This is a genomic window from Atopobiaceae bacterium, from assembly GCA_022483015.1.
Taxonomy (GTDB): Bacteria; Actinomycetota; Coriobacteriia; order Coriobacteriales; family Atopobiaceae; genus JALCUE01.
The window spans coordinates 218,961-243,289 of record JAKVOB010000001.1 but is presented as its reverse complement, the minus strand read 5'-3'; the positions used below and the strand labels follow the sequence as shown (position 1 = coordinate 243,289).

Annotated in this window: 18 protein-coding genes, 1 other RNA gene and 2 pseudogenes; 19 read left to right on the top strand and 2 right to left on the bottom strand. The window is 67.9% G+C overall.

What is annotated here, in order from left to right:
* The first annotated feature begins 5 nt into the window (after nucleotides 1–5).
* From LKE50_01070 to LKE50_01055, 4 genes are read left to right on the top strand one after another with little or no spacing between them, the layout of a single operon-like run.
* Entirely contained in the window at nucleotides 6–1,337 is a 1,332-nt protein-coding gene (locus LKE50_01070; GenBank protein MCH3967232.1) for an acetyl-CoA carboxylase biotin carboxylase subunit, read from the top strand.
* Nucleotides 1,330–3,189: an acetyl-CoA carboxylase carboxyl transferase subunit alpha gene (accA, locus tag LKE50_01065; protein ID MCH3967231.1), complete on the top strand. Its 1,860-nt coding sequence runs from the start codon at nucleotides 1,330–1,332 to the stop codon at nucleotides 3,187–3,189. The genes LKE50_01070 and accA overlap by 8 nt, the downstream gene beginning before the upstream one ends.
* Nucleotides 3,174–4,172 carry a DegV family EDD domain-containing protein gene (locus LKE50_01060; GenBank protein ID MCH3967230.1) on the top strand — a complete coding sequence of 333 codons (999 nt, stop codon included), beginning with the start codon at nucleotides 3,174–3,176 and terminating at the stop codon, nucleotides 4,170–4,172. Before accA ends, LKE50_01060 begins: the two co-directional genes overlap by 16 nt.
* Nucleotides 4,154–5,242, top strand: a complete 1,089-nt coding sequence (locus tag LKE50_01055) for a nitronate monooxygenase (GenBank protein MCH3967229.1) — start codon at nucleotides 4,154–4,156, stop codon at nucleotides 5,240–5,242. Before LKE50_01060 ends, LKE50_01055 begins: the two co-directional genes overlap by 19 nt.
* Before the next feature lie 121 nt (nucleotides 5,243–5,363).
* Here LKE50_01055 and ssrA read toward each other — a convergent pair.
* Nucleotides 5,364–5,733: a transfer-messenger RNA gene (gene ssrA / locus LKE50_01050) on the bottom strand.
* 208 nt (nucleotides 5,734–5,941) lie between these two features.
* Here ssrA and LKE50_01045 point away from each other — a divergent pair.
* From LKE50_01045 to LKE50_00980, 14 genes and pseudogenes are all read left to right on the top strand, one after another.
* Nucleotides 5,942–6,604 carry a GNAT family N-acetyltransferase gene (locus tag LKE50_01045; GenBank protein MCH3967228.1) on the top strand — a complete coding sequence of 221 codons (663 nt, stop codon included), beginning with the start codon at nucleotides 5,942–5,944 and terminating at the stop codon, nucleotides 6,602–6,604.
* Between the two features lie 55 nt (nucleotides 6,605–6,659).
* Nucleotides 6,660–7,518, top strand: a pseudogene (locus tag LKE50_01040) (patatin family protein).
* Between the two features lie 176 nt (nucleotides 7,519–7,694).
* Nucleotides 7,695–8,132, top strand: coding sequence for a 50S ribosomal protein L13 (rplM, locus tag LKE50_01035; GenBank protein MCH3967227.1), 438 nt, complete (start codon nucleotides 7,695–7,697; stop codon nucleotides 8,130–8,132).
* Between the two features lie 3 nt (nucleotides 8,133–8,135).
* Entirely contained in the window at nucleotides 8,136–8,531 is a 396-nt protein-coding gene (gene rpsI / locus LKE50_01030) for a 30S ribosomal protein S9 (protein ID MCH3967226.1), read from the top strand.
* Nucleotides 8,532–8,649: 118 nt separating this feature from the next.
* The gene (gene glmM, locus LKE50_01025) at nucleotides 8,650–9,987 is read left to right on the top strand and encodes a phosphoglucosamine mutase (GenBank protein ID MCH3967225.1); all 1,338 of its coding nucleotides are present in this window, start codon (nucleotides 8,650–8,652) and stop codon (nucleotides 9,985–9,987) included.
* A 96-nt stretch (nucleotides 9,988–10,083) separates the two neighbouring features.
* Nucleotides 10,084–11,928, top strand: a complete 1,845-nt coding sequence (gene glmS / locus LKE50_01020; protein ID MCH3967224.1) for a glutamine--fructose-6-phosphate transaminase (isomerizing) — start codon at nucleotides 10,084–10,086, stop codon at nucleotides 11,926–11,928.
* An 11-nt stretch (nucleotides 11,929–11,939) separates the two neighbouring features.
* A pseudogene (gene acpS / locus LKE50_01015) lies at nucleotides 11,940–12,492 on the top strand (holo-ACP synthase).
* Nucleotides 12,493–12,498: 6 nt separating this feature from the next.
* Complete coding sequence (locus tag LKE50_01010) at nucleotides 12,499–14,124, top strand: NAD(P)H-hydrate dehydratase (protein MCH3967223.1); 1,626 nt, start codon at nucleotides 12,499–12,501, stop codon at nucleotides 14,122–14,124.
* A gap of 25 nt (nucleotides 14,125–14,149) precedes the next feature.
* Nucleotides 14,150–15,310: an alanine racemase gene (gene alr, locus LKE50_01005; protein MCH3967222.1), complete on the top strand. Its 1,161-nt coding sequence runs from the start codon at nucleotides 14,150–14,152 to the stop codon at nucleotides 15,308–15,310.
* A 9-nt stretch (nucleotides 15,311–15,319) separates the two neighbouring features.
* A complete protein-coding gene (locus LKE50_01000) occupies nucleotides 15,320–16,024 on the top strand; it encodes a uracil-DNA glycosylase (GenBank protein MCH3967221.1) in 705 nt (234 codons plus the stop codon).
* The gene (gene tsaE, locus LKE50_00995) at nucleotides 16,014–16,550 is read left to right on the top strand and encodes a tRNA (adenosine(37)-N6)-threonylcarbamoyltransferase complex ATPase subunit type 1 TsaE (protein ID MCH3967220.1); all 537 of its coding nucleotides are present in this window, start codon (nucleotides 16,014–16,016) and stop codon (nucleotides 16,548–16,550) included. The genes LKE50_01000 and tsaE overlap by 11 nt, the downstream gene beginning before the upstream one ends.
* 3 nt (nucleotides 16,551–16,553) lie before the next feature.
* Complete coding sequence (gene tsaD, locus LKE50_00990) at nucleotides 16,554–18,932, top strand: tRNA (adenosine(37)-N6)-threonylcarbamoyltransferase complex transferase subunit TsaD (GenBank protein ID MCH3967219.1); 2,379 nt, start codon at nucleotides 16,554–16,556, stop codon at nucleotides 18,930–18,932.
* A gap of 42 nt (nucleotides 18,933–18,974) precedes the next feature.
* Entirely contained in the window at nucleotides 18,975–20,408 is a 1,434-nt protein-coding gene (locus tag LKE50_00985; protein ID MCH3967218.1) for a M20/M25/M40 family metallo-hydrolase, read from the top strand.
* A gap of 115 nt (nucleotides 20,409–20,523) precedes the next feature.
* Complete coding sequence (locus tag LKE50_00980; GenBank protein ID MCH3967217.1) at nucleotides 20,524–22,467, top strand: NAD(+) synthase; 1,944 nt, start codon at nucleotides 20,524–20,526, stop codon at nucleotides 22,465–22,467.
* Nucleotides 22,468–22,532: 65 nt separating this feature from the next.
* Here the strand turns inward: LKE50_00980 and LKE50_00975 are convergent, their stop codons facing one another.
* Nucleotides 22,533–23,081 carry a glutathione peroxidase gene (locus tag LKE50_00975; protein MCH3967216.1) on the bottom strand — a complete coding sequence of 183 codons (549 nt, stop codon included), beginning with the start codon at nucleotides 23,079–23,081 and terminating at the stop codon, nucleotides 22,533–22,535.
* A 322-nt stretch (nucleotides 23,082–23,403) separates the two neighbouring features.
* Between LKE50_00975 and LKE50_00970 the strand changes: the two genes are divergently transcribed.
* A complete protein-coding gene (locus LKE50_00970) occupies nucleotides 23,404–24,288 on the top strand; it encodes a Bax inhibitor-1/YccA family protein (GenBank protein MCH3967215.1) in 885 nt (294 codons plus the stop codon).
* Nucleotides 24,289–24,329: the final 41 nt, after the last annotated feature.

Below are 24,329 nucleotides of genomic sequence, written 5' to 3'. Positions count from 1 at the left end.
ACCCCATGTTCGAGAAGATCCTCATCGCCAACCGTGGCGAGGTCGCCGTGCGCGTCATCCGTGCCTGCAAGGAGATGGGCGTCCAGACCGTGGCGGTCTATTCCACGGCCGATGCCGACGCACTCCACGCGACGCTCGCCGACGAGGCCTACTGCATCGGTGGTCCCCGCCCCCAGGAGAGCTACCTCAACCAGGACGCCATCATCACGGTGGCGCTCGAGAGCGGGGCCACCGCGGTGCATCCTGGCTACGGGTTCCTCTCCGAGAGCGCTGACTTCGCTCGTGCCTGCCGCGACTGCGGCCTCGTCTTCATCGGTCCCTCGCCTGAGGTCATCGAGCGCATGGGCGACAAGGACGCGGCGCGTCGCACCGCCCGTGACGCAGGTGTCCCCATCGTCGAGGGCTGCGACCTGCTGTCTGGTCCCGAGCAGGCCACGGCCGAGGCCACGCGCATCGGATGCCCCGTCCTCATCAAGGCGCGCGCCGGCGGCGGCGGTCGCGGCATCCGCAAGGTCGAGGCGCCCGAGGACGCCGCAGCCGCATACCTTGCCGCGAAGTCCGAGGCGGAGGCTGCCTTCGGTGACGGCGAGTGCTACATGGAGCGGTTCGTCCACCCCGCCCACCACGTCGAGGCCCAGATCCTGGCCGACGCGCAGGGGCATGTGGTCTCGCTCGGCGAGCGCGAGTGCTCGGTGCAGCGCCATAACCAGAAGCTCCTCGAGGAGAGCCCGGCGCCGTGCGTGTCGGACGAGGTCTGCGAGCACATGGCATCTGCCGCCCGCGACCTCGCTCGTGCCGTCGGCTATGTGGGCGTGGGCACGATCGAGTACCTCTATGCCGACGACGGAACCTTCTCGTTCATGGAGATGAACACGCGGCTCCAGGTCGAGCATCCGGTGACCGAGTTCGTCTCGGACATCGACCTCGTGAAGTGGCAGATCAGGGTCGCGGCCGGGGTCGAGCTGCCCTTCTCGCAGGAGGACGTCCGCCTGGCCGGCCATGCCCTCGAGTGCCGCATCAACGCCGAGACGCCCGAGTTCATGCCCTCCTGTGGCGAGGTCACGACCCTGCATGTCCCCAACGGCCCCTGGGTACGTTGGGACTCTGCCCTCTACCAGGGCTATGTGGTGCCCCCGTACTACGACTCGATGCTCGGCAAGCTCATCGTGCGCGCCGCGACGCGCGAGGAGGCCATCCGCAAGATGCGCTCCGCCCTGGGCGAGCTCACCATCGAGGGCGTGGACAACAACTCCGAGCTGCAGCTCGACATCCTCGCGAACCCCGAGTTCCTCTCGGGGTCCTACCACACCGACCTGATGGAGCATCTCTATGACTGACCGGAACGATCCCCGGCGTGCCAAGAGCGAGAACGTGCTCGAGGCACCCGTCACGCAGGTCCCCGTGGAGGTGCCCGAGCGCACGTTGCTCGTGCGGTGCCCGGCCTGCCGCCGTGTGGTCGACGCGCAGCTCATCGCCGATAACCTCGACGTCTGCCCGCGCTGTGGCCATCACCTGCGCATCGGGGCCCGGAGGCGTCTCTCGGTCACCGTGGACGCCGGCTCCTTCGAGGAGTGGGACGCAGGCCTTGCCGCCACCGACTTCCTCGACTTCCCGGGATACCCCGACAAGCTCGACCGCGCGCGACGTGCGTCGGGCGAGTCGGATGCCGTGGTCTGCGGGCGTGCCACCATCGGCGGCCAGCCTTGCGCCCTGTTCGTGATGGACGGCTCGTTCATGATGGGCTCGATGGGAGCCGTGGTGGGCGAGAAGATCTGCCGGTGCTTCGAGCGCGCGACCGTGGAGGGCCTGCCCGTGGTGGGCTTCACCATCTCGGGTGGCGCGCGCATGCAGGAGGGCACCACCTCGCTCATGCAGATGGCCAAGGTCTCGGGCGCCATCCGGAAGCACTCCGAGGCGGCGCTCGCCTACCTCGTGGTGCTGTGCGACCCCACGAGCGGCGGCGTCACGGCGAGCTTCGCCATGGATGCCGACGTCTGCCTGGCCGAGCCCGGGGCCCTCGTGGCCTTCGCGGGCCCGCGCGTGGTCGAGCAGACCACGCACAAGCGCCTGCCCGCCGGCTTCCAGCGTGCGGAGTTCCTGCTCGACCACGGCTTCGTGGACCGCATCGTGCCCCGTGGCGAGCTCGGCCCCGTGCTGGCGGAGCTCCTCTCGCTGCATGCGGGCAAGGCCCCCGATGCCTCCGCGCCCGACGTCTGCTTCGTCGACCGCGCCTCGGCCCGCCGCGAGCGGACCCACATGGCGGAGGTCGCCCGTGCCGACCACGGCCTCGAGCGCTCGGCCGCACGGGTCGTGCGCGAGGTCGCACGAGCCGTGCGGCGCACCACCGGTGCCTGCGACGACGAGGACCAGGACGCCGACCCCACACCAGCAGCCCCCGAGCCCTACGAGGTCGTGAAGTCGGCCCGCTCGACCTCACGCGCCACGGCCGCCGACCTCATCGAGCGAACCTTCGACGGGTTCGTCGAGCTGCATGGCGACCGGCTCTTCGGCGAGGACGCGGCCGTCGTGGGCGGCATCGCCTGGAAGGACGGCACCGTGGTCACCGTCATCGCGACGGAGCGGGGCCGCTCCACCAAGGAGCGCATCGAGAGGAACTTCGGCTCGGCCCATCCCGAGGGCTATCGCAAGGCCCTCCGCCTCATGCGCCAGGCCGAGAGGTTCGGCAGGCCCGTGGTCTGCCTCGTGGACACGGCTGGTGCCTACTGCGGCATCGGGGCCGAGGAGCGCGGGCAGGGCTCTGCCATCGCGCAGAACCTCATGGCCATGTCGGGCCTCACGGTCCCTCTCGTCACCTGCGTCATCGGCGAGGGCGGCTCGGGCGGTGCCCTGGCGCTCGCCGTGGCCGACCGCGTGCTCATGCTCTCGGGCGCGGTCTACTCGGTCGTGAGCCCGGAGGGATGCGCCTCGATCCTCTGGAAGACGGCCGACCGCGCGGCCGATGCGGCTGACGCGCTGGGCCTCACGGCTCCCGACCTCATGCGGCTCGGCGTCATCGATGGCGTCGTGGACGAGGGTGGCCTCACCTTCGGCGAGCTCGCACGCTCCCTCTGGACGCGCGTCTCGGCCGAGCTCGAAGGACTCTCCGAGCTCTCGCCGTCAGACCTCGTCGAGGCACGCTACCAGCGTTTCAGGGCCATAGGGGGCGACCACATATGCTCAGGATCGTGACGGACTCCACCTCGGGGCTCTCACGCGAGGAGGCGGCCAGGCTCGGCGTCACCGTGGTCCCCATGGGCTACCTCGTGGACGGCGTGCGCTACCTCGAGGGCTTCACCGGCGAGAACGGCGACTACGAGCAGGTGTTCCGCTCTGCCCGTGTGGTCACGACCGAGGCCGTCTACCCCTCGGCGTTCGCCGACGTCTTCCGCACCGCCGTGCGCGCCGGCTATGACGTGCTCGCCATCACCATATCGGGGCGGCTCTCGGGGACGTTCCGCAGCGCGAGTGCGGCGGCCTCCGAGGTCAATGCCGAGATGGGCACTGCGGCGGCGACCGTCGCGATGCCGCGCGTCATCGCGTTCGACTCGTGGAGCACGGCGGGAGGCCTCGAGGCCGTGGTGCGTGCGGCTGTGGCGCTCGCGTCAGACGGCCTGTCGCTCACGAGCGTGGTGGGTGCGCTCACGCACGTTCGCGAGCAGCAGCGGATCTACTTCTCCGTGCCCGACCTGGCAGTGCTCAGGCGGAGCGGGCGCCTCGGTGCCATGCGTCGCTCGGTGGGCACCTGGCTCGACCGATATCCCGTGATGGGCCTGTTCGAGGGCGGCATCCGCGACGTCTGCGTGGCGCGCGGGGCCGCCGGCATGGGGCGCGCGATGGTCCGCCAGGCCCCGGTCGGGGCCCATGACTTCATCCTCACGCACTACGGGAGCCGCTCCGAGGAGGCCCGCCAGACGTTCTATGCCGTGCGCAGGCGCTTCCCCGACGCCACCGTCCGCGTGAAGGACGGCGGCCCGGTCCTCTCGAAGAACCTGGGCCTGGGTTCGGTGAGCCTCACCTGGTCGTCGGACGGGCCCGCACCGGGCCGGGGCCGGGCCGACATCATGGCGGCCTCTGCGGGCGATGGCTCCATGCACGATATCGACGACGATGCCCATGCCTGCGAGATGCGGGCCGGACAAGGGGGTAACCTGCAATGGATCTACCTGAGCTAAGGATCGGCGACGTCTCGGCGCGCGTGCCCATCATCCAGGGCGGCATGGGCGTGGGCGTGAGCCTGTCATCACTGGCGGGAGCCGTGGCCAAGGAGGGCGGCGTCGGCATCATCTCGGCGGCCCAGCCAGGGTTTCTCGAGGAGGACTTCCGCACCGACCCGTTCGGCGCGAACCTGCGTGCGCTCGGCAGGTACATCCGCGAGGCCAAGGCGGCCTCGGCGGGCTGTGGCGGCCTGGTGGGCGTCAACATCATGTGCGCCTGCACCCACTACGAGGAGTACGTTCGCTGCTGCATCGACAACGGAGCCGACCTCATCATCTCGGGGGCAGGCCTGCCTATGAACCTCGCCAAGATGGTCGAGGGGTCGGACATCAAGATAGCGCCCATCGTCTCACCGCCGCGGGCCGTCTCGACGCTGCTCAAGCTCTGGGACCGCCATGCCCATCGCACGGCCGACATGGTCGTGATCGAGGGGCCGGCGGCAGGAGGACACCTGGGCTACAGCAAGGAGGAGGCCGAGGACGCCGTTGCGACGGGCGACACCTATGACGCCCAGATCGCCGACATCATGGAGCGCGTCCACGTCTTCGAGGAGAAGTACGACCGCAAGATCCCCGTGGTGTTTGCCGGCGGCGTCTTCACGCATGAGGACATCTGCCATTACCTGGGTCTGGGATGTGCCGGCGTGCAGATGGCCACGCGCTTCGTCGTGACCGAGGAATGTGATGCCGACCAGCGCTACAAGCAGGCCTACCTCGATGCCACCAAGGATGACATCCGCATCGTCAAGAGCCCCGTGGGCATGCCGGGACGTGCCATCGACAACGCCTTCCTGAGGCATCAGGACGCGCTCGCGGCGGCCGGCGAGCGTCCGCGCATCGAGCACTGCTTCAACTGCCTCACGCACTGCAACCCCACGACGGCGCCGTACTGCATCACCGACGCGCTCATCCGGGCGGCACGGGGTGACGTGGACAAGGCCCTGCTCTTCTGCGGCGAGAACGTCTGGCGGCTGCATGAGATGACCACGGTGCCGGCACTCATGCACGAGCTCGAGGGCGCCGTCTAGGGGCCTGTGAGCTACGACCCAGCCCGTTCTTCTCGGCTGGGGGGCATGCGTGCGGCCGATCAGGCGCGATGGAAAAAGAGACCCCCGTCGACGGATGTCGGCGGGGGTCTCGCAACATACATGGTGGAGGCGCGGAGAATCGAACTCCGGTCCAAAGCGGCTCCCCGATAGGTGTCTCCAGGCTCAGTCACCAGGTTGGTCTCGGACGGAGGGCCTCTGGTGACCCACGCGCTTCCGTCCCAGTTGGTTCGGTCTTAGCCTACGGCATACCAGCTACGTCCGCAGGAGCGTCTCCCTAAGATGACGTCGCCCCGGGGGCGGGAGAATCCCCGGTTTGACGTGCTGCAACCTTTAGCGGTTAAGCAGCAAGGGCGTAAGCCCCGTTGTACTCAGTGTCGTCAATTCAGTTGACGGTACCCCTGTTTAACGTGGCGAGGAGACCACGGCCTGCTGCCCGTCTCAGAGCCACCCTGTCGAAACCAGTCGCCCCCACGGGTGAGCTTGGGGCACTGCCACCATGCGAGTTGTCAATGGACGCACAGGCGAGTCGCTGCCTGCTGCGAGCGTAGGTGATTGTACCCAAACGCGGCCGGGCATGTCATGCGGCTCGTCATGGGGCGTCCGCCTCGGACATATGGTAGCGTCGGGGGTCGAGCAAGGGCCTCCCATGGAGGCGGGCCGCGAAGGAGGGGAGTCGCCGTGCCATACGCGATCGAGACGAACGACCTCGTGCTGCGCGACTTCCGTGAGTCGGACGTCGCGGACTTCGTGCGCTGGGAGACGGTGGAGACGGAGTGGCAGCTCTGGGACGGCCCCTGGGACTACGAGGGGCGCTCTGAGGCCGAGAGGGCCGACGACCTCGAGCGGTACGTGGCGAGGATGAACGGTTGGGTGGCGGCTGCCCCGACGCTTGCGGACGATGTCACGCGCTCGCACCTCCAGATCGACACGAGGGCGGGCCGTCACATCGGCTGGGTCGGCTCGTACCACGTAGACGGGGACTATTCCATCGTCGAGGGGCCAGGTACGACTGCCGTCGGCATCTGCGTCCCGGAGCTCGTCGAGCGTGGGCATGGCTACTCCTACCAGGCGCTTGCCGCATTCGTCGGGTATCTCATGGGTCTGGGCGAGAGGGACGTCCTCACGCAGACGTGGTCGGGCAACGTGCGCATGGTCCATGTGGCCGAGCGGATGGGGTTCGTGGAGTGCTGCCGCAAGCAAGGGTTCCGCCTGGTGCGCGGAAGGCGTTATGACGGGCTCACGTTCCGGCTCGACCCGGACCGCTTCGCGGCCTTCTGTCGTTCCCGTGGCCTGACGGATATGGCCCGGTGTCGAGGCCCTCAAGGCCCTTCTCGGGTATAACCCTGCTCGATGTGTACGCTCGCGCAGGGGTGCGGGCACGTGACGAGGGGGTCTCATGGCTGGCAAGGTTGCGTTGGTGCTCGAGGGCGGCGGCCTTCGGGGACAGTTCACGGCAGGCGTGCTCGACGTGTTCCTCGAGCAGGGGCTCACGGGGTTCGACGTGGCCTATGGGGTCTCGGCCGGCGCCATCAACGCGGCCGACTTCAAGGCCGGCCAGAACGGTCGCATGATGCGCGACACGCTCGCCTACCGCGACGACAAGCGCTTCATGTCGCTCTACTCGCTTGCCACCACGGGTGACCTCACCGGCGTGGACTTCGTCTACGACGAGGTGCAGAACCGGCTCGACCCCTTCGACAGCGATGCCTTCATGGCCAACCCCATGCGGATGGTGGCCGTGGTCTCCGATGTGACCTTCGGCACGCCCGACTACCTCGAGGTGGCCGAGCTCCCCGAGGACATCGACAAGGTTCGCGCCTCGGCCTCGCTGCCGGTGGTCTCCAAGATCGTGGACCTCGACGGGCATCGCTACCTCGACGGCGGCACGACCGACTCCGTCCCGGTGGAGAGGGCCATGGCAGACGGTGCGACCAGGCTCGTCGTGGTGCTCACGCGCGACCGCGGCTACGTCAAGGAGGGACCCTACGAGCTCATGGCCGCCGCGAGGGTCCGCTACGCGGACTTTCCCTACTACCTCGAGGTGCTGGCCAACCGGGCGCCGCGCTACATGGAGCAGCGCGAGCACATCTGGCAGCTCGAGCGGGAGGGCGCGGCCGTGGTCGTCGCCCCGCCCGAGCCGGTGGACATCAGCGCGACGTCCGTCTCAGGGTGGTGAACTTCTGACCCTCTACCTGCAGGGACGTACCGCCGGTCTTGCAGCGGTCGAGCAGGTGCGGGCCGCCCTCGCAGGTTGATGCTACCGTCAGGGGCGACCGAGCGGGGAGGGCATGCCACCCGCTGCGCCCGGCTCATGGAGATTCGTCATTCTCGCAGCTTCGGCACCTAGGTGGTGTACACTCAGAAAGCTTCTTTGCGAGCCCCGTAACCTTGCAAAAGCATCCGTACGTGAAACAGCACATGGAGGAGTCAAATGAAGTCGACTCAGTACGCCAAGCCCGGAGAGGTCACCCGCAACTGGGTCCTCATCGATGCTGACGGCGCCACCCTCGGCCGTCTGGCCACGCAGGTCGCCATGATTCTGCGCGGCAAGAACAAGCCGCAGTACACGCCCCACACCGACACCGGCGACTACGTCATCGTCATCAACGCCGCTAAGGTCCAGCTTACCGGCATGAAGGCTGACAAGAAGTCCTACTGGCACTACACCGGTTACCTTGGTGGCGGCAAGTCGGAGAGCTTCCAGGAGGCCATGGCCAAGCATCCCACGCGGGTCATCGAGCACGCCGTCCGTGGCATGATCCCCAAGACCACCCTCGGCCATCAGCAGTTCATGAAGCTCAAGGTCTACGCAGGCCCCGAGCATCCGCACGCCGCACAGAACCCCACCAAGATTGAGCTGGAGGCTTAACCGATGGCTGATACATCCGCAATCTACACCGGCACCGGTCGCCGCAAGGAGGCCGTCGCCCGCGTCCGTCTCGTTCCCGGAACCGGCAAGGTCACCGTCAACGGCCGCGATGCCCTCGACTACTTCGGTCGCCAGCAGCTCGTCGACAACGCCTGCGCACCCTTCAAGGTCACGGACACCGTCGACCACTTCGACGTCATCGCCAACTGCGACGGCGGCGGCATCAACGGCCAGTCCGGGGCGCTCCGCCTCGGCATCTCCCGTGCCCTCCTCGACGCCGGCGAGTACCGCGCCGAGCTCAAGAGCGCCGGGTTCCTCACGCGCGACTCCCGCGCGGTCGAGCGCAAGAAGTACGGCCTGAAGAAGGCCCGCAAGCGCCCGCAGTTCTCGAAGCGCTAGGTCGAACGCCTCGCGGCTTCGTGGCAACCGTTCCTCATACGGGGCCTGTCGACATCGTATCGGCAGGCCCCGTCTCTATCTGCTCATCCAGACCGTATCCCGACGAAGGAGAAGCGGCATGAAGTACTTTGGTACCGACGGCTTCAGGGGCCAGGCAAACGAGGGTCTCGACGTGGAGCACGCCTTCAAGATCGGCCGCTACGTGGGTTGGTACTATGGCGCCCGCACGGGCAAGCGTGCCCGCATCCTCATCGGCAAGGACACGCGTCGATCGAGCTACATGTTCGAGTCTGCGATCGTGGCTGGCCTCGTGGCGAGCGGTGCCGAGGCATACATGGTCCACGTCATCCCCACGCCGGGCGTGAGCTACGAGACGATCGACGGCGGCTTCGACTGCGGCATCATGATCACGGCGAGCCACAACCCCTACACGGACAACGGCATCAAGCTCGTGAACCACGAGGGCTACAAGATGGACGAGGACGTCCTCGAGAAGATCGAGGGCTACATCGACGGCCTCGTGGACGTGCCGCTCGCCACGGGCGCCGACATCGGCTACACCGTCGACTACATGCAGGGACGCAACCGCTATATCGCGAGCCTCATCGCCAACGCGAACTTCTCGCTCCAGGGGTTCAAGATCGGCATCGACTGCGCCAACGGCGCCGCCTCGAGCGTGGCGAAGCCCGTCTTCGACGCCCTCGGCGCCGAGGTCCACATCATGAACAACACGCCCGACGGCCTGAACATCAACGTCAACTGCGGGAGCACCCACATGACGGGCCTCCAGCGCTTCGTCGTGGAGAACGGGCTCGACGTGGGCTTCGCCTATGACGGTGACGCCGACCGCTGCCTTGCCGTCGACGAGCGCGGCCATGTGGTCGATGGCGACCTCATCCTCTATGTCTGCGGCAGGTACCTCGCCAAGCACGGCCGACTCGCCTCGAGCACGGTCGTCCCCACCGTCATGAGCAACTTCGGCCTGTTCAAGGCCTTCGACGAGATCGGCATCAAGTGCGAGAAGACCGCCGTGGGCGACAAGAACGTGTACGCCTGCATGCGCGAGAACGGCTACTCGCTCGGGGGCGAGCAGAGCGGCCACATCATCTTCGGCGACCTCGAGGCCACGGGTGACGGCATCATGACGAGCCTGCGCATCATGGAGGTCGTCCGTGCCGAGCGCGAGAAGCTCTCGGAGCTCTGCCGCCCGGTGCACCTCTACCCCCAGCAGCTCGTGAACGTGGCCGTGACCGACAAGGAGGCCGCCATGGAGGCCGCACCGGTCAAGGCGGCCGTCGTCGAGGCCGAGAAGGTCCTCGAGGGCAACGGTCGCGTGCTCGTGCGGGCGAGTGGTACCGAGCCGCTCGTCCGCGTGCTTGCCGAGGCCCCCTCGGAGGAGCTCTGCGAGAAGGCCAACGCGCCCGTGCTCGCGGCACTCGAACCCTACAAGGCCTAGGCTCACGATACGGAACGGCAACCTCCCCACCGTGGTGGCTCCACACCGCATTGCTAGAATCGACGGCTGCCGTATCTTACAGACAGAGAGGACACTATGTGCGGAATCGTTGGATACACCGGTTGCTCCCAGGCCGTTCCCTATCTGCTTGACGGACTCAAGACCCTCGAGTATCGCGGGTATGACTCCGCAGGGGTCGAGGTCCTGGGGCGTGATGGCAACCTTCGCGGCGTGAAGTGCGCCGGTCGCGTAGCCACCCTGGTCGAGCGCTGCGCCGACAAGGACCTCTCGTCGACCTGCGGCATCGCGCATACGCGCTGGGCCACCCATGGTGCTCCGAACGACATCAACGCGCATCCCCATCTCGACTGCACGGGTCGCGTCGCGATCGTGCACAACGGCATCATCGAGAACTTCAGGGCGCTGCGCGAGGAGCTCCTCTCGCGTGGGCATGACTTCGTGAGTGACACCGACTCCGAGGTCATCGCCCACCTCGTCGAGGAGGCCATGGCAGGGAGCGCCAAGGGCGACATCCTCGCCGCCCTCACCCAGGCCTGCTCGCGCCTGCGTGGCTCATGGTCCATCGCGGCCACGAGTGCCGACGACCCCGGTCACATCGCGCTCGCCCGCAACGGCAGCCCCCTCGTCATCGCCTCGACCGAGGGCGGTGCGTATGCGGCAAGCGACATCACGGCGCTTGCCGGGGTCACCTCCCACGTCATCCAGCTCGAGAACGGCCAGCTTGCGGGACTCTCTCCCGATGGCTCCGTCAAGGTCGTCGACGAGGAGGGCAAGCCTGTCGCCACGCCGACCACCATCGACATCGACTGGGACGCCTCCGCGGCCACGATGGGCGGCTACCCCGACTTCATGGCCAAGGAGATCTCCGAGCAGCCCGAGGCCATCGAGCGCCTCCTCAAGGACCGCCTGGGCGAGCATGGCATCCGCATGGACGAGCTCGACCTCACCCACGAGGAGCTCTCGTCCATCGACCGCATCTTCGTGGTCGCCTGCGGCACGAGCTACCACGTGGGGCTCATCGCGCGTACCCTCATCGAGACCTGGGCGCGCATCCCCGTGGTGGTGGAGCCCGCAAGCGAGTTCAACTACGAGGACGTCCTCGTCAGCGACCACACCCTCTGCGTCATCATCACCCAGTCGGGCGAGACGGCTGACACCCTGACGGCGGCCCGTAAGATGCATGCGGCCGGAGCGAAGGTGTTCGCCATCACCAACGTCCTGGGTTCGAGCGCGGCGCGCGAGTCCGACGGTGTGCTCTACGTGCAGGCAGGTCCCGAGATCGCGGTGGCATCCACCAAGGCCTACACGGCCCAGATGGTGGCTGCGGTGCTCCTCGCCCTGTTCCTGGGCCAGAGCAACGGCTCCCTCGGTGCCGGCGAGGTCTCGAGGCGCTTCCGCGACCTGCTCAAGCTGCCCGACATGATCCGCACCGTGCTCGACCGCAGCTGGCAGGACAAGGCCGCCGCCGAGGACTTCGTCCATGCCCCGGCTGCCCTGTTCCTGGGGCGCGGCGTCAACTCGACCACGGCGGCCGAGGGTGCCCTGAAGCTCAAGGAGATCAGCTACCTGCCTGCCGAGGCCTATCCGGCCGGCGAGATGAAGCACGGGCCCATCGCCCTTCTCGAGCCCGGGTTCCCCGTGGTCGCCATCGTCCCCGACGACCGCGTCCATGACAAGACGGTCTCGAACATCCAGGAGGTCATCGCTCGCGGAGCCACCTGCATCGCCGTGGCCACCGATGGTGACGAGGCCATCGCCTCCCAGGTGGAGCGCGTGCTCTGGATCCCGCCTGCGCCCGAGTTCTACGTTCCCATCGTGGCCATCGTCCACCTGCAGATGCTCGCTCGCTACGTGGCCCTTGCGCGTGGCTGCGACGTGGACAAGCCCAGGAACCTCGCCAAGTCGGTCACGGTGGAGTAGGGGCAGGTCACATGGCAGTCGCCGGCGTGGGAGTCGACATCGTTGAGATCGCCCGCATGGAGCGCGTGCTCGAGAGGACCCCGTCGTTCGCACGACGCGTCTTCACGGACGACGAGCGTGCCTACTGCGAGAGGAGCGCCCGGCCTGCCGAGCACTATGCCTGCCGGTTCGCTGCTCGGGAGGCCGTGCTCAAGGCGCTGGGATGTGGCTTCGGGCAGGGCGTGGGCGTGCGTGACGTGTCGGTGACGCGTGATGCCGACGGACGTCCCCAGGCCGTGCTCGCCGGCCGTGCCGCGAGGATCGCGGAGGACCATGGTGTCATCGAGGTCGAGATCTCGCTCTCGCGCACGACCGAGATGGCGGTGGCCAACGCCGTCGCGGTGACGGAGGCCGCGCGCCCCCGGCGCTGAGGAGGAGCGGGACCCGCGTGCCGAGCTCGCGGCCTCGTTCAAGGAGGCCCGTTCGGTGATCGACGAGCTCGAACGCGTCCAGACCAAGGAGACGGGCTCCCACGTGGAGTCCGAGGGCATAATGGATGTCACCATGACGTCCGATGAGGAGTAGATCGACATGCAGCCTGTACTGAACATCGAGGATGTCAAGCGTGTCGAGCGCGAGCTCACCCATGTGGGCGTGAGCACGTCCGAGCTCATGCACCGGGCGGGCATCTCGGCGGCGCAGGAGGCCCTTCGCATGGAGGGCGTCGAGCGTGTCGTCGTGCTCGTGGGCGTGGGCAACAACGGCGGCGACGGCTGGGTCGCAGCCGAGAACCTGGCCGAGTCCGGCGTCCATGTGACGGTCATCACACCGATCGACCCTGCCGAGCTCAAGGGCGACCTCGCACCCGTCGTGGCGCGGAGTGCCGTGGCGGCCGGCGTGCCGGTGCTGGTGGCACCTCCCCGCGACGACCTCGACGAGCTTCTCCTCGGCTCGGACGTCGTGCTGGACGCCATCCTCGGCACGGGCTTCCATGGCGAGCCTTCCGCCCCGTTCGACAACTGGATCGATGCGGTGAACCTCTCGGGCACGCGGGTCATCTCGGTGGACGTCCCGAGCGGGCTGTCCGCCCAGACCGGCCATGCCGCCCAGTCATGCATCGTCGCCGACGAGACCCTCACGATGCTCGCCCTGAAGCCGGGCCTTCTGGCCGACGAGGGACGCGACGTCTGCGGTGCCATCGTGGTGGCACCGCTCGCCGAGCAGACCGAGCAGCTCGTGGTCGAGGCCGACCCCGTGGCCTGGCGCTGCGAGTCGTCCGACTATGTGAGCATCATCGAGCCTCCGACCTGTGCCGTCGACAAGTTCTCGCGGGGCAGCGTCCTCGTGGTGGGCGGATCGACCCGCTTCCCCGGGGCTGCCATCATGGCCGCCAAGGCGGCGGCACGTGCCGGTGCGGGCTATGTGACCCTGGCCGTCCCCGAGCCGGTCGCCGCCATCGCACGGGCCCACCTCCTCGAGATCCCCGTGGTGGGGCTTCCCGCCGAGAAGGAGGGGGTCTTCTCGCCCGACGGACGTGCCGACCTCATCGCGCTCGCGGAGCGCTCCGCCGTGACGCTGGCAGGGCCGGGCATGAGGGTCTGCGCCTCCACGGTCTCGATCGTGTCGGCCTTGCTCGAGACCAAGATCCCCCTGGTCCTCGATGCCGACGCGCTTAACTGCCTCGCCCGGCTCACCTCGAACCGCCTTGACAACTTCCCCGAGCTCATCCGCCGCTCCGCGCCGCTCGTGCTCACGCCGCACCGGCGTGAGCTGGGTCGCCTCATGGGACTTCCCGACACGCCGCCCGACTCGCTCACGTCCGCGCTCGAGGCCTCGCGTCGCATCGTCTGGTCGGACGGCGGCAGCGAGCTCTGCATCGTCGCAAAGGGCACCGCCACGGCCTGCGTGGGCGTCGAGGTCGCGCTCCTGCCCAAGCCCGGGCCCGCGAGCCTCGCCACGGCAGGCTCCGGTGACGTCCTGGGCGGCATCATCGCGTCGTTCCTCGCGCACCGTCCCGTCGACCCGGAGGACATCCCGCTGCTGTGCTCGTTCGCCTGCGAGGTCCATGGGTATGCCGGTTCCATCGCGGCCGAGCGGCGCGGGAGCCGTGGCGCCATGGCGAGTGACATCATCGATGCCATCGGGCTCGCGGTGGATGCCCTCGAGGAGCACGCGACCCTCGTGGCGGCAGGTGCCGACGAGCAGAACGAGGCCTAGGAACCCTCAACGAGGAGGCGCGGCCATGCCGCAGAAGGACTGTCCTGACACGCGTTGGAGCTGGGTCGAGATCGACCAAGGGGCGTTGCGCCGCAACACGCGCACGCTCAAGGGGCTTCTCGAACCCGGTGTGAGCATGATGGCGGTCGTCAAGGCCGATGCCTATGGCCACGGGGCCGTGCCCTGCGCCAAGATCATGCACGCGGCCGGTGCCGACCAGTTCGCGGTCGCGACCGTCGACGAGGGCGTGGCCCTTCGCGAGGCCGGGATCGACTGGCCCATCCTCGTGCTCGCCGAGCCGCCCGAGTCGGCCATCGAGACGCTGGTGCAGTACCAGATCATGCCGTCGGTCTATACCACGGAGTTCGCCCTCGCCTATGGCGAGTGCGCGGCTGCCAACGAGGTCGAGGGGCGCTATCACCTGGCCATCGACACGGGCATGACCAGGATCGGCGTCAACTGGCAGGATGCGGTCGACTTCCGCCGGGCCATCGACTTCCACCGCGGCCTCACCTGTGCGGGCACCTTCACCCACTTCGCGACGGCCGACGTGCCGGGCGACTGGGACTTCGAGCTCCAGTACAAGCACTTCTGCGATGCCGTGAACGCCCTTGCCGATGCCAGCCTCGACCATGGGCTCGTGCACTGTGACAACACCCCGGCCACGATCCTCCATCCCGAGACCCACCTCGACATGTGCCGCGAGGGAATCGCCCTCTACGGGCTCCACCCCTCTGCGGCGACCGTGGGCAAGGTCGACCTCGAGCCGGTCATGAGCGTGCGCGCCCGCGTGACGCGAGCGGTCAAGCCTCCCGTGGGCACGGGCGTCGGCTATGGCCTCACCTATCGAGTGCCCCGAGGCAACACCCAGATCGCGACCTGCTCGGTGGGCTATGCCGACGGACTCTCTCGCACCCTCTCGGGCCGCATGGACGTGCTCGTGAACGGCCAGCGCTGCCATCAGGTGGGAAACATCTGCATGGACCAGTTCATGTTCGCGGTCGACGTCAACCCCATACGCTCCCTCAACCCTGCCGTGCCCGTCTCGGCGGGTGACCGCGTCACCATCATCGGCGCCGACGGCGACGACCGCATCACGGCCGATGACCATGCGACGCTCCGGGGAACCATCAACTACGAGGTGGTCTGCGACTTCGGCCTGCGCCTCGAGAAGATCTACGTCTAGGGGGCGCCGATGTCCAGGTTGGTCATACCGGGTCACGACCATCAGAAGCCGCGCGAGGTCTCGCTCGAGGAGATCTCGTCGCTCATGGGCGACTGCCACCTGTGCCCTCTCGGTGACACGCGCACCACGCTGGTCTTCGGCACGGGCAACCCCCATGCCCGCGTGATGTTCGTGGGCGAGGGGCCCGGTAAGAACGAGGACAAGACCGGCATCCCCTTCGTGGGTGCCGCCGGCCACAAGCTCGACGCCCTTCTCGAGATCGCGGGCATCCGTCGTGAGGACATCTACATCGCCAACGTGGTGAAGTGCCGCCCTCCCGGAAACCGCAACCCCCAGCCGACCGAGATCGAGGCCTGCTCGCCGTTCCTGCGCGAGCAGATCAGGTCCATCTGGCCTGACGTCATCGTCTGCCTCGGCAACTTCGCGGCCCACTTCGTGCTGCACACGGACGTGGGCATCACCCAGCTGCGCGGGCGCATGCACGAGACGGGCCACTTCCATGTGCTCCCCGTCTACCATCCCGCCGCGGCGATCTATGACCAGTCGAAGCAGGAGGTGCTCGAGGCCGACTTCGCGATGCTGGGTGAGTGGCTCAAGGCACATCCCGCCAACGATGCCCCCGTCGAGCATGGGGATGCCACCGCAGAGATGGGCACCGCCGTTCGTACGAAGGGCCAGACCCGGCGCGGCACGGAGGCGCCCGATGGGCGCTGACCTCCGACGCACGGGTGCGGGCACCTATGTCTCGACCTCGCCTGAGGCGACCATCGAGCTCGGCCGGATCCTCGGGACCCTGCTCGGCGCGGACGACCTCCTCATCCTCACCGGCGACCTCGGTGCTGGCAAGACCCAGCTCACCAAGGGCGTCGCCCGGGGCATGGGCGTGGCCGACGAGGTCACCAGCCCCACCTTCAACATCGAGGTCACCCACGAGGGTGCCGAGACGGACCTCCATCACTTCGACCTCTATCGTCTCGACGATGCCAGCCAGCTCGGCGATGCCGGTGTGTATGACGCGCTGGACGGTGACGGTCCCTGCCTGGTCGAGTGGGGCGAGGCGTTCGCCGACGAGCTCGGTGACGAGCGGGTCGACGTGACGCTCGAGCGCCTCGACGACGAGGTCGCCGCAAACGTCGAGCCTCCCCGTTCCATCACGTTCGAGCCCCACGGCACCGAGGCCACCCGGCTCGTCCTGTCCCTCGACGCGGCGTTCGACGCCACCATCTGCAAGGAGTCCTGAACCATGCTCGTGCTCGCCCTTGATACCTCGACTGACATGTTGGCAGCGGCCGCCTGCGAGTGGACGCCCCATGCCTCCGGCGCCTCCATCGAGATGCTCGCCTCGGGCGACCACCTCTGCCGCAGGCATGCCAACGTGGAGCTCGTCTCCACCTGCCAGGAGCTGCTCGCGCGTGCCGGACATGCCATGGCCGACGTCGATGCCGTGCTCGTGGGACGTGGCCCCGGCTCGTTCACGGGGGTGCGCATCGGCATCGCCACGGCCAAGGGCCTGGCGTGCGGCCTGGGATGTCCCCTCCACGGGACCTCGACGCTCGATGCCGTCGCCTGGGGCGCCTGGAAGGCTGGCTCGCGCGGCCTCGTGGGCGTCGTGGGCGACGCCATGCGCCGCGAGGTCTATCCTGCCCTCTACCAGGTGAGCGACCAGGGACCCAAGCGCCTCTTCGCCGTGGAGTCGGTCTCGAAGGTCGACGACGCCGTGCGCGCATGGGCCGAGCGCGACGACCATGGCTCGATCCAGCTCACCGGTGACGGCCTCAAGAAGTATCGCGACCGGTACGAGGCGGCAGGCCTCACCTCCGTGCTCGACGAGTCGCTCTGGCATCCTACGGGCGAGGGGCTGCTCCGCGCCGCCGCCTCACCCGCGCGCTACTCTGCCACCGAGACGGGCGACCCTGCGCTCGTGCTCCCCGTGTACACGCGCCTCTCGGATGCCGAGGAGAACGAGGCGAAGCGCCTCGGCCTGTCCGAGCCGCCCACGGTGGCGCTCACCGGCTGCGACGACGCGCTTGCCGACAGGCACCTCCAGCTCAGGCCCATGTCGGTGAACGACGTGGCGGCCGTGGCCACCCTCGAGGCGGACATCTTCAAGGGAAGCCCCCACACGCCGTGGTCCGCCCCCATGCTCGAGGACGACCTGGCCCAGCCGGGGCATGTCTGGTGGGTCGCGCATGACCAGGGCACGGTCGTGGGCTTTGCCGGCGGCAGGCTTGCCGGCCCCGACCTCGAGGTCCTTGACGTCGCCGTGTCATCGGACCGTCGCAGGCAGGGCATCGCCGAGCGCCTTCTCGCCCGTGTGGCCTATGACGGGCAGATGCTCGGTGCCGAGACCTGCTCGCTCGAGGTCGCCGTGGACAACGCACCGGCACGGGCCCTCTACGACCAGCTCCACATGGCCCAGACGGGCCGTCGTCGTGACTACTATGCCAAGGGGGAGGATGCCCTCATCCTCGTGGCGCGGCTTCCGCTCGAGGTCCCGGCCAACGCGAGCCGTCCCGAGCCCCGTGCCTCCATCCGTCCCTGGCCCATCGAGTGCGCGCCGCGCAGCGACGAGGCGGCATCCGCCATCGCCTCCGCAGGCGACCTCGTGCTCGCCATCGAGTCGTCCTGTGACGAGACCGCCATGGCCGTCATCGACGGCTCCGGCACGATCGTCTCGAGCGTCGTGGCCACCCAGATCGATTTCCATGCCCGCTTCGGCGGCGTCGTCCCCGAGATCGCCTCGCGCAAGCACGTCGAGGCCGTGGTCGGCGTCTACGAGGAGGCCATGGCACAGGCAGGCGCGCACTTCGGTGTGGACACGCTCGTCCCCGCCGACCTCGCCGCCGTGGGCGTGACCCAGGGGCCCGGCCTCGTGGGTGCGCTCGTGGTGGGCATCGCCTTCGCGAAGGGCCTTGCCTCCGCGGCGAGCCTGCCGCTCGTCGGGGTCAACCACCTCGAGGGGCACCTCCTCGCGAACCTCTTCGAGACCCCCGACCTCACGCCGCCCTTCGTGGCGAGCCTGGTCTCGGGTGGTCACACCATGCTCGTGTGCGTGCGTGGCTGGGGCGACTACGAGGTCCTCGGCGAGACCATCGACGACGCGGTGGGGGAGGCCTTCGACAAGGTCGCCAAGGCCCTGGGGCTCGGGTACCCCGGTGGCCCCGTCATCAGCAAGCTCGCTGCCCAGGGCAATCCCAAGGCCGTGCGCTTCCCCCGTGCCATGATGCACAGCCACGACTATCGCTTCTCGCTCTCGGGCCTCAAGACCTCGGTCATAACCTACATCCAGGGCCAGAACAAGGCCGGCCGTGCCATCGACCTTCCCGACCTGGCCGCATCCTTCGAGGCCGCCGTCATCGACGTGCAGGTGGCCAAGGCGGTCACGGCCGTGGAGGAGTGTGGGGTCACGGACTTCTGCGTGGGCGGGGGAGTCGCTGCGAACCCTCAGCTCCGCGCCGCATACCAGAAGGCCTTCTCGCGCCGTGGCGTCCGCGTGACGGTGCCGCCCCTCTCGGCATGCACGGACAACGCAGCCATGATCGCGTTGGTGGCGGCCCGGAGGCTCGCTGCGGGACAGACGGCCGACCTCACGATGGACGCCGACCCTAACATGAGCCTGTAGCAGGCATGACCGGCGGCTGAGAGCTGCCAGGAGGAGACACGCATGGCTGAGGTCTGGCGCTACTTCGCCCACGAGGACGACTATCCCGACCTCGACACGGACGCCTGCTGCGAACGCCTGGCGGGCGTGCTACGCTTCCCCACCATCGCCCAGGTCGACCTCGCGGCCACCGACTGGGAGCCCTTCGAGGCGCAGCTCTCCTATCTTGAGGAGCGCTTCCCCCGCACCTTCGCCGCGGGTACGCTCGAGGTATTCGACCACTCCGTCATGCTCACGCTCCCCGGTACCGACGCGTCGCTCCGCCCGGCGATGCTCATGGCCCATCAGGACGTGGTGCCTGTGATGCCAGGTACGGAGGGCGACTGGACGCATGGCCCCTTCGAGGGCTTCCTGGACGGGACCTACGTCTGGGGACGCGGCTCGGTCGACATGAAGGACCAGCTCATGGGTGAGCTCGAGGCCTGCGAGTACCTGCTCGCGCATGGCTCCTCGCTCGCGCGGCCCCTCATGTTCTGCTTCGGCTGTGACGAGGAGGTCCAGCAGACGGGCGGACGCCGGCTGGGACACATCCTCGAGGAGCGCGGGGTACGCCTCGAGTACCTCCTCGACGAGGGCGACTACGTGATTCCGACGGCTGACGCGATGGGGGCGCCGGGCGTGCCGGTGCTCTTCGTGAGCCTCGCCGAGAAGGGCTACTGCGACCTGCGCCTCACCGCCCGAGGTGCCGGCGGCCATTCCTCGAACCCCTTCGGGGGGACCACGCTCGGGCGGCTCTCGCAGGCCGTCGCGGCCGTCGTCGCCGAGCCGTGGGCCGTGGGCCTCGTGGAGTGCGACCGCGAGATGCTCGCCGCGCTCGCACCGCAGGTCACGGAGGAGCCGCTGGCGTCGTTGGTGCGAGGGGGCCGTGCCTCGGTCGATGCCCACGCGGACGAGATCGCGCAGGTGCTCGCCTCCCAGCGTGAGACCTTCCCCTACGTGGCCACCACGGTGGCACCTACGATGTGCGTGGGCGGCTCGACGGCCTCCAACGTGATGCCCCAGGACATGTTCGCCGTCATCGACCTCAGGGCCATCGAGGGCGACACCCAGGAGGGTATGCTCAGGCGTTGCCAGGAGCTTGCGGCGCCGTTCGACGTCGACGTGGAGCTCTACTTCGTGGGCAACGACCCCTCGGCCACCTCGCGCGCCGATGGCTACGGGTTCGCGCACCTGGCCGCCTCCGCCGGCCGCTACTTCGAGGACCCTGCCACGGGACGCCCGATCACCGTGGCACCCAACCTGGCCGTGGCCGCGAGCGATGCCCGCATGTACGAGTGCGTGTGCGACTCCTGCCTGCGCATGAGCGTCTTCATGGTGGACGGCGACGAGTCGGCGCGAGGCGTGCACGGGACCGACGAGCGCATCACGCGACGGGCCTACGTGCAGGGGATCCGTGTGCTCATCGACCTCCTCGAGCACACCTGCGTGGAGCCGTAGCACCGGTTCCACGACCTTCGACCGGGCCCTTCTCGGCTGCCCTGTGACCCAAAGGCCCTGCTCCCGCTATCATGGGGTCATCTGACATCGTGTCCGTTCTCCCGAGGAGGCTCCCATGCACGACGGGTTCGTGGCGGTGGCGGCGGTCACGCCGCATGTGCGTGTGGCTGACGTGGCCTATAACGTCCGGTCCGCAGAGGAGGCCGTGCGCACGGCGGCGGGCACCGGCGCCCGCGTGGTCGTGCTCCCGGAGCTCTGCGTCACGGCCTACACCTGCGAGGACCTCTTCTGGCAGGACCAGCTTCTCGATGCTGCCGAGAGGGGTCTTGCCACCCTGGCCGCCGACCTCGCCGACGTCGATGCGGTCGTGCTCGCGGGTGTTCCCCTGCGGGTCAACGCCAAGCTCTACAACTGCTGCGCCGTCCTGGCCCACGGACGCATCCTCGGCGTGGTGCCCAAGCGGGCCATCCCCACCTACAACGAGTTCTACGAGGGCCGTCACTTCTCGGCTGGTCCTGCGGACGTCTGCCGCATCGACGTCGCGGGCCAGTCTGGCGTGTCCTTCGGGGCCCGGCAGCTCTTCCGCTGCGCCGACATGCCGTCGCTCGTGCTCGGCGTCGAGGTCTGCGAGGACCTCTGGGTGCCCGAGCCGCCCTCCATCGGGCTTGCGTGCGCCGGTGCCACCGTGGTCTGCAACCTCTCGGCCTCGAACGACCTCGTCGGCAAGGCCAGCTACCGTCATGAGCTCGTATGCGGCCAGAGCGCCCGCCTCGTGTGCGCGTACCTCTATGCGAGCGCGGGCTGGGGCGAGTCCACCCAGGACATCGTCTTCGGCGGCCATGACCTGGTCTGCGAGAACGGCCGCGTGCTTGCGGAGTCGCGCCCGTTCGGGGAGGGCGTCGCCGCGAGCGAGGTCGACGTGGCGCTCCTCGCGGCCGAGCGCCGGCGCATGTCGACGTATCTGACGAGCCCGTCTGCCGAGGCTGCGGGCTACGTGGTGAGCGACTTCACGCTCGACCCCGTCGAGACGCGGCTCACTCGCTTCGTCGACCCGCACCCCTTCGTTCCCGATGACCCCGCGAGCAGGGCCGAGCGGTGCGAGGACATCCTCGCCATCCAGGCGCACGGACTGGCCAGGCGCCTGCAGCACACCGGGAGCAGCCGCGCGGTGGTGGGGGTGTCGGGCGGGCTTGACTCCACGCTGGCGCTTCTCGTGAGCGCACGCGCCTTCGACCTGCTGGGACTCCCCCGTGTGGGGATCCTGGCCGTCACCATGCCGGGCTTCGGCACCACGGATCGCACGCATGGCAACGCCTCCTCTCTTGCGGAGGCCCTGGGCTGCGAGCTCCGTGAGGTGGGCATCGCCGCCTCGGTGCGGCAGCACTTCGCCGACATCGGCCACGATGAGGCCACGCACGACGTCACCTACGAGAACGCGCAGGCGCGAGAGCGTACGCAGATCCTCATGGACCTCTCCAACCAGGAGGGGGGCATCGTGGTGGGCACGGGAGACCTCTCCGAGCTCGCGCTGGGTTGGGCCACCTACAACGCGGACCACATGTCGATGTACGGCGTGAACGCCGGCGTCCCCAAGACGCTCGTCCGACACCTGGTGCGTCATGTGGCCGACACCTGCGGGGACGATGCCCTGGCCACGGTGCTTGCCGACGTGCTCGCCACGCCCGTCTCGCCCGAGCTCCTGCCGGCCACGGCCGACGGCACCATCTCGCAGCGCACGGAGGACCTCGTGGGACCCTATGAGCTGCATGACTTCTTCCTCTATGGGATGCTCCGCCAGGGGTTCGGCCCGGCCAAGGTCTATCGCCTCGCGCGTGTGGCCTTCGACGGCACCCATGGCGCGCGGGCCTATCCTGCCTCGACGATACTCTCGTGGGAGAAGGTCTTCTACCGGCGCTTCTTCGCCCAGCAGTTCAAGCGCAGCTGCCTGCCTGACGGCCCCAAGGTGGGCTCGGTGGCCGTGAGCCCGCGTGGCGACCTGCGCATGCCGAGCGACGCGAGCCGCGCGGTGTGGCAGGCGGAGCTCGACCAGCTGGTGTAGGGAAGGACGTTCTCCCTCGTCAGTCAGCATGGGCGCCCGGAGGGGGAGGATGTGCCGAGTAGCTGTTAGAGCAGCGCCTCCACGGCAGGTTCGACGACCTTCTCGACGTCGGCCGTGGGCTCGAAGCGCGCCACCACGTCGCCCTCGCGGTCGACCAGGAACTTGGTGAAGTTCCACTTGATGGACGGGTCGCTCTGCCAGTCAGGGTCCGCCTTGCCGAGGATGTCCACGAGCACCGGCGTGATCTTGTGGTCAGGGTCGAAGCCGGCAAAGCCCCTCTCGGACTTGAGCCAGGTGTAGAGGGGTATCTCGCCTGCGCCATTGACCTCGACCTTGTCGAACTGCGGGAACGTGACGCCGAAGCGGCCGGTGCAGAACTGGTGGATCTCGTCGGCCGACCCTGGCGCCTGATGGCCGAACTGGTCGCAGGGCAGGTCGATGATCTCGAGGCCGCGGTCGTGGAGTTTCTCGTAGAGGGCCTGCAGGTCGGCGTAGGTGGGCGTGAATCCGCACTCGGTGGCGGTGTTCACCACAAGCACCACCTTGCCACGGTAGTCGGCCAAGCTGACGTCCTTGCCATCGCGGTCATGGATGCTGAAGTCATAGAGGTTCATGGTCGGTTCCTTCCGACGTCGTTTTAAATGATAGGCATATAGTAGCAAATACCGAGGGGAGCGTCATCGACGTCCACGGTCGTGACCCTGCCCTCTCGTCGTAGCGAGGTCGCACCGTCACTATGTGGGGGCAGGCTCGCCTTCGAGGCGTGAGGCGACTGCGAGGTCGGGTGTCTCTTTCTCTCCCGTGATGACATCGAGCGCGTAGCTGAGTGCCGCTCGCCATTTGGTGTCCTTTTGGTGTCCATGGCATGCCATACTGCTCCTAAGCCTTAAAGCCATCTGATGACGACCAATCGAGGATACGAGCAGAGGAGACATCATGGCGCAGACAGGTTCGGTGGCCTCGTTCGTGGGCTATGGGATGTGCAATCCCCTCATCCGCAAGATGGCCAAGAAGGCCAACACGCTCGAGGTCACAGGTGATGTGGCCACCTACCAGGGTATCGCTCACAAGACGATCTACTTCCTCGTGCTCTGTCTCGCAGGGTACTTCGTCTTTGGGATCGCCCACTCCTACCTCATGGCCAACGCCGCCGCCTATGGCGGGACCATTTCCGTGACCGACCTCGATAACCTCACGGGTATCGTCGCCATCGACTCATGTGCCATCGAGCTCATGGTGGTGGCCGTGGCTGGCGTCATCGTGCTCTTCACACCGCTCCTGGCCTGGCTCATCCGCCCTGCCATCCCCGTGGTGGGAACCCTCTACGCCCTCTTCGAGGGCTACTTCATCGGCATGTTCACGCAGAGCCTCACCCCCGAGTACAAGTGGGTGTCGCTCGCTGCCTTCATCCTCACGGCCGCGCTCGTGGGAGGGATGCTGTTCCTCTACGTCCACATGAAGGTGCGTCTCTCGGGCAAGGCGAAGACCATCGTATTTGCCCTCTTCCTCACCTGCATCTTTGGTGGCATCGCACTGTTCGCGCTGTCCTTCATCCCTGGTCTTGGGACCATCATCCAGTCCATGATGACCTTCATGGGGTCACCGATCGTGAGCATCGCCATGTCCGTGGTCTTCGTCATCATCGCGGCGCTCTTCCTGCTGGTCGACTTCGACACCATCCAGGGGTGCGTCGAGGGCGAGATGCCCAAGAAGCTCGAGTGGATGGCCGCCTTCGGGCTCGTCTACACCGTGATCTACATCTACTTCAAGATCATCAACATCATCCTTCAGATACTGGGACAGTCGAGGAGAACCGCCTGATCGTCCCTATCCCTCCGACATGACGTCCTCACTGTGTCACG